The following is an 11897-nucleotide window of genomic DNA, read 5'->3' as shown; positions in this document are numbered from 1 at the left end:
TTTTTTAGGTAGCATATTAATCATGCTACTAGTATGAGGGGTGCAAAAAAAACATATATAACTAGTTGTTTTTTAGTTATTTATGTTTTTTGCACCCCTTTTTGCACCCCTTGATTTCTTTTTTTTCTTGGCATTATGAAATAGTATTGCACCGTGTTTGAATCAAAAAATAGAGCAAGAACATGAAGAGCAAATACTACCTACTACTTTGTTGTTTTTTCATTAGTACATCGGAGATCTTGGCCCAATACACGTCTATTCCTGATGCAAAATTTGAGGAACGTCTCAATTCTTTGGGATACGATGATATTGCTGGAGATGGTCAAGTACCAACGGCTGCAATTGCTGGAGTTACTAGTCTAAACTTGAATGATATTGGAATTGTCGATTTAACCGGTATCGAGAGCTTTGTAGCTCTTAAAACGTTGAATTGTCGAGGAAATGAACTGACCGCGGTTGATCTAAGTAAAAATGTATTATTGGAAACCTTGGCGGTAAATAACAACAAGTTGACGAATATTGACCTTTCGAACAATACGAAAATTAAAAACTTGAATCTTGGTGCAAATCAGTTCACCGGCATTGATGTAAGTTTGTTGACTTCCTTGCAAAAACTGTATTTACAGGTGAATAGTGGCTTAACGAGTATTGATATTAGCAACAATCCAGCGCTAAAAGAACTAAGTACCTACAGTACCAATATTGAAAACTTAGATCTCAGTAGTCATGTAAATTTGAAAGTCTTACAAGCGTACAATTCACCGCTTGCATCTATTGATCTAACCAATAATAGTAATTTGCAGAGTCTACGAGTGAATGACACTAAAATCGAAAGCTTAGATCTTAGTAAGAATACGGTATTAAAAGCGCTATATGCCCAAAATGCCCAGCTGAAGTATTTGAAGATTCAAAATGGAAATAATCTTAATATCACCACCTTTAGGGTAGAAGATAACCCGAATTTATCCTGTGCTATCGTTGATGATAAATCCTACAGCGCTTCACAATGGACCTCGATTCCGGCGGGATTAGTTTTTAGTGAAACCTATTGTTCATACACAGCTATTCCTGATGCCAAATTTGAAAGTGCTCTCGAGTCACTTGGCTACGATGATATTTCAGGAGATGGACAGGTGCCAACTGTTTTGATTGCAGATGTGAGTGATTTGTCTTTGGTGAGTTTAGGGATTGAGGACCTAACGGGTATTCGCGATTTTGTATCACTTAAGTCCCTGAATTGCGCTAACAATGCATTCAAAACACTTGACCTTTCTAAGAATGTTTTATTGGAGAGTTTAGTTACTAAATTCACACCTCTTGAAACCTTAAACCTTTCGGCTTGCATTAAATTGACGACACTGGTATGTTCATTTAATCAACTGTCAACTTTATCGGTAGCTAGCAATACAGAATTGACGTATTTGGAATGCAACAATAACAACCTAACAAGTTTAGACCTTTCAGAAAATACGTCCTTGTTGGACCTTCGATGCGGAGCCAATGCATTAAATCAACTAAATGTAGCCGACAATAGAGCCTTGACTTCAATTTCTTGTGGGAGTAATATGATAACCAATCTCGATCTCTCTGCGCAATCGCAACTGAATACTGTACTCGTAGCGAACAATAGTTTGGTTTCTCTCGATTTGAGAAATGGGAATAATGAGAATATTACCAATTTTGTCGCTTCTGGAAATACGGACTTGACCTGTATTAAGGTTGATGATGCCGATTACAGTAGTACACATTGGTTAGGAGTGGATAGTACGGCTAGTTTTAGTGCTAGTTATTGCAGGTATACCGCAATTCCCGATAGTAAATTTGAGGCCCAATTGGCCAAATTAGGATACGATGATATTGAGGAGGATGGTCAAGTACCAACAACTTTAATCGATAGTATAGAAAGCTTGAGTATCAATGGCAAGTCAATTACTGATTTTACAGGAATTCAAGATTTTGTGAGTCTTGTTTCTTTGGATGTTGGTAATAACAAAGCGGGGGAAATTGCGCTTACTACCTTGACCAAATTAGAGTTTTTAAGAGTAGATGCCATGACTTTGACAACAATTGATTTAAGTAATAATTTGCTATTGAAAGACTTGAGGTGTTCGTATAACGCAGGGATTGCAGGAGTCGATATTTCAAAAAATACCTTATTAGAAACCGCACATCTCGGAAATAATGGTCTTACCAGTATTGATTTGAGTAAAAATACGAACTTATACGATTTGAGGTTGAGTGGCAATAGTCTTTCAAGTATCGATGTTTCATACAATACGGCGTTAAAGGTATTGGTATTGAGTAATAATCCGTTGAATGCATTGAATTTGAGTGCCAATATTGTACTGGAAGAGCTGTATGCCTCCAACTGTGGTCTCACTCAAATTGAGGCGATCAATTCAACAAGGTTGAAGTATCTATTTGCCTATAAAAATAGTTTAGCGAGTCTCGATTTTTCAAAAAGTGCAGGAAGTTTGACAAACCTTTCTGTTTATGAAAATAAACTTGAAAGTTTGGACTTAGCAGGGACGACAAATTTGTTGAAAATTTCTGCCAGTTATAATAACTTAAAACACCTCAATTTGACAGAGGCTACGAGCCTGCAAATTTTGTATTTGACGAATAATGAACTCTCTTCGTTAAACCTCCAGAATGGAAATAACAATGCCATTCATGAGTTTAATACGAAAAATAATAGTGCCTTATCTTGTATTAGAGTGGATGATGCTGCCACAAGCGCTACTCGCTGGACGAATCGAGATTCGACGACGAGTTTTAGCAGTAGCTATTGTGAGTATACGAGTATTCCTGATGCCACTTTTGAGAATAGGTTAACCGCTTTAGGGTATGATGACATTGCCAATGATGGACAAGTTCCTACTCAATTGATTACTGAAATTGAGTATTTGTACATACCGTTGAGTGCATCAAATCCCGTGAAAAATCTTACAGGAATTGAAGATTTCACGGCCTTGGAACGATTGGTAGTTTCAGGGGCTGATCTTAGCAGCGTAGATTTTACGAAAAATGTAAACCTGACAGAAGTAGACCTTTCAAACAATCAACTTACGAGTATTTCTGTAAATGGATTGACTAAATTGAAGACCCTTGAACTTAATGGGAATGCTTTAAAAACACTGGATGTTTCAACGAATCTAGGTTTAGTGGAACTAGAAGTTAGAGGCAGTGATCTCAGCGTTTTAGATGTTACGAAAAACGAGTTACTAGAAATTTTAGAAATCGATGCTAATGACATTACTTCACTTGATGTTTCGGCCAATAAGGCACTAAAGAGCTTTACATTTTCTTCGACGCTGATAGAAACGATCGATCTTAGCAACAATGTCAATCTGACCTATATTGAAGCGGAATATGCAGACAAGCTTATGACGATTAGCTTGAATGAACTCACCGAGTTAGAAGAGGTGTATTTTAATGAGTGCGCCGTACTAGAGCGTATCGCAATCAAAAATGGTACAAACTCTATGATTTCGGATTTTGAAGCCGAAGATTGTCCAAAGTTACGCTGTGTTTTGGTAGATGATTATGCCTATAGTGCAACTAACTGGACTACCATTGACAGTCCTTCGGTTTTTAATGAAACGTCTTGTAATGGAGTGCAGTTAAGCTTGAGGGTTTGGTTGCAAGGTGCATTGACAAACCCTTACAGTGGAGAAGAAGCATTGATGCGCGATGATTTAAGAAGTAATGGCGGAAGTTATGGAACAGTTTCCCCTTATGGCGATGGAGCTTCGATATCAGATGCAGTAAAATTAGGGAATGCTGGTGCGAATGCCATGGTCGACTGGATTTGGATAGAGTTGCGGAATGCAACTGTTCCGAGTACTACAGTGGCCGGAACTTCTGCAGTATTGCAACGAAATGGGAATGTCGTCGCAATTACGGATGACGGAATAACACCTCTCCATTTTAATATCCCAGAAGGAAACTATTACGTAGTTGTCAAACACCGAAATCACTTGAGTATTATGACCGCGGCTGCCTTGCCATTGTCAGCCAACACAACTACAGTCGATTTAACGTCGGAAAGTTCCCTGCTTCTCGGAGGAACCAATGCGGTAGTTGCCATGGAATCAGGAGTATTTGCCATGATTGCAGGCGATTATGATGAAAATGGTCAGATTCAAAACCTCGATAGTACCGCTGTCATTCAGCAACTTGGGGTCTCCGGGTATAGTAAAGCAGATTTTGATATGAATGGGCAGGTACAAAACTCAGATATCAATAGCTTGATGCATCCTAACCTTGGTAAAGGGGAACAGCTCATTAATAGTATAGACTAAAACAAACACAAAACATAGCAATATTACATCGTTAGCAGCCGCTAAAGAGGCATGCTCCTACGATAATTTTAATCAGAACAACATGAAAAAATTAAGTACGTTACTCTTTTTTATCTGCCTTTCAGTTGGGGTTTTTGCCCAGACGCCTAAAGGTTTCAATTACCAATCTGTATTGCGAGATGCTTCTGGTGAAGTAGTTTCCAATACGGTTATTGGAGTACAATTTAAATTGCGTAAAACTACGGCTACAGGTGCGGTTACCTATACGGAAACCCATACTCCCACAACAAATGCTTATGGAGTTTTTGCATTGGTAGTTGGACAAGGAACTTCATCAGCCGATTTTTCATCAATTGACTGGGCAGCGGATACATATTTTTTAGAAGTAGGGGTGGATATGTCAGGAGGAACTAGCTATACCAATATGGGAACTTCGCAATTGTGGAGTGTACCCTATGCACTGCAAGCAAAGTACGTCGAAAACGGAGATGACCTGGGGAGTCATACAGCGACAAAAAACATGCAAACAGCAGGGTATTGGGTTTCGAACGACGGTGATGATGAAGGACTGTTTATCAATGCAGAAGGACGCGTTACTACTTCTGAGAAATTAGTGCTTGGAAGTAATGTAAACCTCGGTACCAACTGGATTAATGCTGATGGAACCAACGGGAAAGGAATTAAATTCGACAGTACAGGAAGTGTAATAACCAGTGGGAATGTCGGAATTGGAGAAACAACACCTCAGGCGAGTTTGGACGTCGTAGACATCGCTGTTATTGGGAATACCACGGTAGGTACGCAAAGTACTTCACAAAATGCCTCTTCTCAAAAGGATTTAGGATTTGTGACGAGTCCATGGATGTATACTAAAGCTATTGAGGCAACTGATGAGAGAGGAAGTAGCTCAACGTTGATCACTCTAGGAAATGACGGTAATTTTGGGAGTTCAGACGAAATTCACTTCGTAACCGATGGAGCCTCTCAATTAGATGTTTCTAAAGATCTTGTCAATGTAACAGATAGACTGGCAGTAGGAGGGAATATCGATGTAGGCGGAATTCTCAATCCTACTTCTGGGAATGTGATTTTTGGAGATTATTCGAATACAGGAAACTTGTCAAACCTCAGTGATAAAAATGTAATTATAGGATCTCAGGCTGCTGAAGCAGCTCAATCTGGAGGAAACAATGTTGTTATAGGGTATTTTGCTGGGTATAACCTCAATGGTAGTTCTAATGTAATAATCGGAGCGGGTGCAGGTACTTCAGGTGCTGCATTTTCAAACAAACTCTATATTAGAGACCTTCTATATGGTGAGTTTGATAATGATTTGTTACAAGTAAAAGGGGCCTTGGAGGTGGATGATGATATCCAAACTGATGGAGAAATAACCATCGATCAAGATGGGGATGACTTAATGGCCGCAGGAGCAAAAAAAGCTGTTGAAATAATTTCTGTAATCATCAATCCTTCAGGAACCATTAACTCCAACGTAACAAATTCATCGGGCATCACTTCTTCCTTGAGTGGAAATACTTATACAGTAAGTTACTCAGGACATTTCTCTTCACCGCCAGCGGTAAATATTACCTGTATTGCAGCATCAACCTCAAATATCAGAATACCAACGATTACGTTGTTAGGTTCAGGAAAAGTAGAGTTTAGAGTAGCGAGTAGTGGTGGTACTTCAAAAACAGATGCAGGGGCCGTGTTACATATAATTGGAAGGCGATAATTTAAAGGTGTAATTATGAGAAAAGTTTTAATCATAAGTTTCATTTTATGTAGTGTCTTAGCGGTTTCTCAATCTTTGGAGCGCACGGTAATTGGGGCTGGAGGTACTGATTTAAGTACTGTTAATGGTAGTCTTGACTTTACCTTAGGAGAATTGGTAGTACAGTCAAAAGTAGGAGCAACACAGCAATTACATCAAGGTTTTCAGCAAGAAAGTATTCAACTTCGACTTAAGCTCGCTGCGGTGGTTTTTTTACAAGGGCCATTGGTTACCACAGGAACCGTTCTGATGGATGATGGATTGAGGAAAAATAATATGCTTCCTACAACGAGCCCGTATTCAGATAAACAGCAGTGTGATGCTGGAGTTTTGGCTGTCACTGGTAAGGATGCTATAGTCGATTGGGTTTGGATAACACTTCGAGATAAAAGTGACTCTGATACTGTAGTAACTGGGCAATCTGCTCTTTTACAGGCCGATGGTGACATCGTGAGCACAGACGGTGTTTCTGCTGTAGGATTTAAAATAGCTTCAGGAGATTATTACATCGCTGTTAATCATAGAAATCACCTGGCGATACGCAGCCAAAATACGGTGGCTTTAACACCAGTAGCAACATCGGTTAATTTAGGGAATTCACCGTCAGCAGTATACGAGGGAGCTGCGGCCTTAGTATCGATGGGTAATGGAATTTATGCCATGATTGCAGGTGATTGTGATGGAAATGGACAAATTCAAAACACGGATGCGACGACAGTGAAGCAATCAATTGGAGTTGCTGGGTATTCGGATGCCGATGTGGATATGAACGGTCAAGTTCAAAACTCAGATGTCAATACCGTATTACAGGTAAATATGGGTAAAGGAGAGCAGTTTAAATAGTCAATACAAATGATCATGAATACAGAAAAATACCTGCCTTTCGTTTTTCAGAAAGCGATACTCGCAATGAGTTTGTGTTTTTTGGGGTTGCGGTTAGCTGCGCAATGCCCTAGCGGTACTGTGTATTTAAACTCACAAGCAGCAGTAGCTTCTTTTGTTGCCAATTATCCTAATTGCACGGAAATAACAGGGAATCTCATTATTTCCGGAGCAGGAATTACAGATGTGTCAGTGCTTGATAATAAAGTTAAAAAAGTTACGGGCATTTTGTCGATATCCAATACCAGCCTAGCGGGACTCAACGGACTTAAAGGAATTGAAAGTGTTGGGAGTTCCGTGTCCATTAATAACAATGACAGTTTAACTAGCTTGCAAGGGTTGAGTGGATTGAGTTCTATTGGAAATGGACTATCGATATCGGGAAACGACGCCCTGCTGGCTCTTGATGGTTTGGCAAACTTAAGTGCGCTTAATGGTCTTAGCATTAACGCTAATAGTAAGTTAGAAGATATCAGTGCCTTTAGCCATTGGGAGGAAGCCAATTTTAATATCACTATAGGAAACAACAAGCTAAGTAGCTTATACGGATTACACAACCTCACGTCTGGGAAAAATATCACCATTACGGAAAGTGCCTTAATCGATCTCTTGGATTTTACAAAAATGATACGTGCGGAGCGTATTACTATTCAAAACAATGAAAACATTGAATCGTTGGCCGGACTTTCCAACCTTAGCTCTCTAAATGAATTGTTGCTTTCAGGGATGACTGGGTTGAAGAATTTAAACAATTTCCCGGAGGTTAGTTCGCTCGATCGTCTAAAGCTGCAAGGGTTGAAGGTACTTGACTTACAGGGAATGGAATCTTTACAAGAATTGGCCACGTTTGAGTTGATAGATTGTACCTCTTTAGTAAAACTCACAGGGATTTCTAATTTAGAACGGATTACGACTTCCTTTTCCATCACAAATTGTGCGCTCACCGATTTTACAGGTGCAGAAAACATCAAATCCTTGTCTTCATTGAATCTAGATACCTGTAATTCACTGACAACTTTGTCGGGAGTTTCACAGTTGAATTCGATAGTTTATCTCGGCATCAAAAATGTTCCGAATATAACCAATTTGACAGGGGTATCCAATGTTAGTTCAATTGGTAAAATAGCTATTGAAGGCTGTGATGGTCTGACTTCCTTAAGTGGTTTAGCTCAAAATTCTACGGAAACTATCGAAATTAAAAGCAGTGCAAACCTCCCTGATTTAGCTGGATTGGATGCGTTTACAACTTTGAAAGAGATCGCTGTAGAGAATTGTAGTGGTTTTAGATCCTTACAAGGAATACACAACCTCAATGGCTTGGAAAAGCTAAGTTTGAGAAATACGGGGCTGGTAAGCATGACGGGATTTCCAAAGCTTACGAGTATCGCTAACTTGTTGATTTTAGATAACAACAGCCTTGTTTCTGTAACGGGGTTTGAGTCTCTCACCGATATTGGACGTCTTAATATCTCAGGAAATGCATTAAAAAATCTCGATGGCCTGCAAAATTTAGTGAGCCTCAATGGAGGAAATGATGTTAATATAGATCATTATCTGGCAGAAGAACAGTTGGTTTCGGTGAATTTATCAGCGCTGAGAACTGTAAATGGCAATTATTGGTCTTTGTATTTACCCAACACATCGGAAGTTTGTGGATTGGTAAATTATGCGACCTACGGTACCCGGCCAAGTTTCTTTTCGTTCTATGCCGATTCAGGGAAGTATACCAGTTTTGATTCCGTAAAAACAGCATGTGGCATTCAATGTACGGTTAGCCTTTTTTTAGAGGGAGCAATGAAAAATCCTAGCGTAGGAGAAGAGCATTTAATGAGAGATGATCTGCGGGCGCAGGGATTGGTACCGGAACGCACTCCGTTTTCTGATGCAATAAACACTACGGCGAGTAGGCTAGCGGTAACAGGCGAAACGGCAGTTGTTGATTGGGTTGAGATTCAATTACGAGACGCATCAGACCAAACGAAAATTACAGCTGCGAAATCTTTTCTCATAACACGCTCTGGTAGCCTTGTAGATGTGGAAAGCAATACCAGCAACTTGTTTTTCGCAGTTCCAAGCGGAGACTATTACCTAGCGGTGTTTCACCGCAATCACTTGGGGGTAATAACCAGTAATCCGATGAGTTTATCGGCAATTACAACGGCAGTTGATTTGTCTGATAGTTCAAACTTAAAAGGCGGTGAAGCCGCTGTTCGATATGTATACACAAGTTCTGGCGGACAAAAGAAATATGCCTTGATCGCCGGAGATACTGACAACAACGGACAAATTCAAAACACGGATATGAATCGCTTGGTGCAAAAATTAGGCAGTGCTGGCTATACCTCAGAAGATCTTGATTTAAACGGACAAATTCAAAATATAGATATCACAAAAGTACTCCATAACAACATGGGGGCTGGAGAACAATTTTAATCAAAACAAACAAACAACAAATGAAATTATTTAACCCCAAAAGGAAATTTAGAGTGAGAAGAGAAATAAATAAGTTTTCATTTCTACCCATTGTTTATCGAGGAACGCTATTCTGGTTATCTCGAGTTAAAATAGAGAAATCCTTTAATGGTTCGACCATGCAAATTGTAAACATTCAAAAAATTTAATAAGAATTCGGGCTTGCCTGCCTCCTGAAGGGAAATTAATAGCTTTCTCTGCGCTATTGGGGATTTCAGGAAGGCAGGTTTTTAAGCAACCTCAAATTTATTACTACATCATGAACAAAAAACTACTCATCGTATTGCTGCTGTTAATTAGTACATTTTCTAAGGCACAGCAGATAAGTTTTACCATAGTTAATGCCAGAAATACAAACGATGGAACCAATGATTTTTACGAGGCAGATATTTATATTACCTCCGATACTGCTTTCAAATTAGGTTCTGGACAAATTTATTTTACTTATAACACCGCAGCTTTTGGTGCTAATATTCACACCAATGGAAGTTTTTCTTTTTTACAGCCAACAGGGAGTATTTTGGCAGAAGTATATGGATTTCCTGCGTATAAAGATTTTATTGTCAACGACAATACTAGTGGAAGAGTATCCACCTCCTTTCAGCAAGGAGTTAGCAGTGGAACTATAACCGCTAATAATGTAACGACTACAGCCAAACACCTATGTAGTATTAAAATTAAATACCAAGACAAAACTCAAGATCCTACTGTTGCCTTTGAAACGGGAACCGCTTTTCTAGATCAATTTTTTACTGCTTGTGGTCCTGCCACTTTTGGATTTCCGGACTGTACCAATTCGCCGGGAACGCAAATTTTTGGTGATTCTTTTGACTCATCAGGAGCTACAATCAAAGGCAGTCATCTGTGGTCAGGTACCTCAGACACTTCGTGGACCAATACGGCTAACTGGAGTACTTCAAGTATCCCAACGGCGACGGATAATGTGGAGCTACCAAATGTAGCTACGACACCCATAATTGGTACGGGAGTACTTGCTAAGAGTCGCGATTTGAAAATTCATAGTGGTTCAGCTTTACAACTTACCAATAACGGTACCTTAGAGGTTGCTGGTACCTTTACGAATGAGGGAACCTTAACCATGATAAGCTCGGTGAATGCAAGCCCAACGTTACTGGTAACCGGAAGTGCTACCGGAATGGTGACCTATGAACGAGGAGGCTTAATGGCTGATAAATGGAGTATTATTACAGCGCCTGTTCATGGGCAAAGTATCAAAGAGTTTGTTGAGAATGCAAGTAATGATATTCGTAAAAACACAACAGTAAGTCCACATCAGTATGCCGTTGCATATTACGATGATAGCCGGGCAGCAGGAACAAAATGGGTGTATTATACCGTTGACGATTTAACTACGAATAGCATTCAGTTTGAAAAAGGGAGAAGCTATGCAATTTCTAGGGGAACCGATGGAGGTGTTAGCTTTACAGGAACTGTGGAAACTGCGGATGTCAACCGAGCTGTTACAGGTGGAGCCTGGAATGCTATTGGAAACCCGTTTACGGCATTTTTACCTGTTAATGAAAATTCAGGTACCAATTTTATAACTACCAATTTGGCCAATCTTGATCCGATGTATGCCGGTATTTATGTTTGGGACAATGCTCAGCACAAATACGTAGTAAGCTCCTTGGCCAGTGGTGAGCGAGCATTGGCTCCAGGGCAAGGCTTTTTTGTAAAGACTGCTACCAGCGCGAGTTCAGTTAGTTTTAATCAAGCACAAAGAGTTATGCAGCCAGCTACAGGAGGAGCATTTCAAAGACAACAGATGAACTCTGTTGAGAAATTAGAACTAAACATTACTTCAAAAAGTAGGGTGGTAAGCACAGTAATAGCATACCATCAAGCGAGTACCAACGGATTGGATGTCGGATATGATGTAGGGAATTTTGATGCGAATGGTTTGGATTTGTATTCGCGATTGGTAGACGGTTCTTCAGAAAATAACTTTACCCACCAATACCTACCCATGACCTCTGCAGATGATGAAATATCCTTAGGGGTAGTGGCGGAGCAAGGAGCGCAAGTAAGCATTTCATTGGCAAAGGGTACAGAAACGATTAGCAGGGAAGTGTATTTAGAAGATCGTTTGCTAGGGAAGTATGTTAATTTGAAAAAAGAAGACTATTCGCTAGTACTTACAGAGGGAGCAAAAGGCGTAGGTCGATTTTACCTTCATACAAAAAAGGAAGAGCTGCAAGAAGAGGCATTGGACGACTATACTATCAGTTATACCGATGGAATTCTTAGGGTACAAGGATCAGCAACCAGACCAATACACCTGAGTATGTACAGCATTACTGGTGCTGAAATTATCGAGAGCACTGCACTCTTGAATACAGACAAAAGTATCGTGATTAAAGGAATCGCAGTTGGTGTTTACATAGTGAAGATCAGCACGGAGAATGGGGTGAAAACACAAAAAATAGTACTAAAGCATTAAT

5 protein-coding genes are annotated in these 11897 nt (G+C 39.8%); all 5 read left to right on the top strand.

The annotated features are described in order from the left end of the window. The first annotated feature begins 182 nt into the window (after nt 1–182). The 5 genes from ACXAG7_RS06615 (at nt 183) to ACXAG7_RS06595 (ending at nt 11896) form a co-directional block, all read left to right on the top strand. Nucleotides 183–4304 (top strand): leucine-rich repeat domain-containing protein, encoded by a 4122-nt coding sequence (locus tag ACXAG7_RS06615; RefSeq protein ID WP_476666379.1) that lies wholly within the window; start codon nt 183–185, stop codon nt 4302–4304. An 82-nt stretch (nt 4305–4386) separates the two neighbouring features. Next, complete coding sequence (locus ACXAG7_RS06610) at nt 4387–6042, top strand: hypothetical protein (RefSeq protein WP_408043393.1); 1656 nt, start codon at nt 4387–4389, stop codon at nt 6040–6042. A 15-nt stretch (nt 6043–6057) separates the two neighbouring features. Then, complete coding sequence (locus ACXAG7_RS06605) at nt 6058–6924, top strand: hypothetical protein (RefSeq protein WP_476666378.1); 867 nt, start codon at nt 6058–6060, stop codon at nt 6922–6924. A gap of 15 nt (nt 6925–6939) precedes the next feature. Further along, complete coding sequence (locus ACXAG7_RS06600) at nt 6940–9396, top strand: leucine-rich repeat protein (protein WP_476666377.1); 2457 nt, start codon at nt 6940–6942, stop codon at nt 9394–9396. A 298-nt stretch (nt 9397–9694) separates the two neighbouring features. Further along, nucleotides 9695–11896, top strand: coding sequence for a T9SS type A sorting domain-containing protein (locus ACXAG7_RS06595; RefSeq protein WP_476666376.1), 2202 nt, complete (start codon nt 9695–9697; stop codon nt 11894–11896). Nucleotide 11897: the final 1 nt, after the last annotated feature.

It is taken from the genome of Tenacibaculum sp. AWR4_210 (assembly GCF_056160945.1).
This window is presented reverse-complemented; position numbering and strand designations above follow the sequence as displayed.

Coding starts and splice junctions, on each gene's coding strand:
- ACXAG7_RS06595 (WP_476666376.1), top strand. CDS start 9,695: ATGAACAAAAAACTACTCATCGTATTGCTGCTGTTAATTAGTACATTT.
- ACXAG7_RS06600 (WP_476666377.1), top strand. CDS start 6,940: ATGAATACAGAAAAATACCTGCCTTTCGTTTTTCAGAAAGCGATACTC.
- ACXAG7_RS06615 (WP_476666379.1), top strand. CDS start 183: ATGAAGAGCAAATACTACCTACTACTTTGTTGTTTTTTCATTAGTACA.
- ACXAG7_RS06605 (WP_476666378.1), top strand. CDS start 6,058: ATGAGAAAAGTTTTAATCATAAGTTTCATTTTATGTAGTGTCTTAGCG.
- ACXAG7_RS06610 (WP_408043393.1), top strand. CDS start 4,387: ATGAAAAAATTAAGTACGTTACTCTTTTTTATCTGCCTTTCAGTTGGG.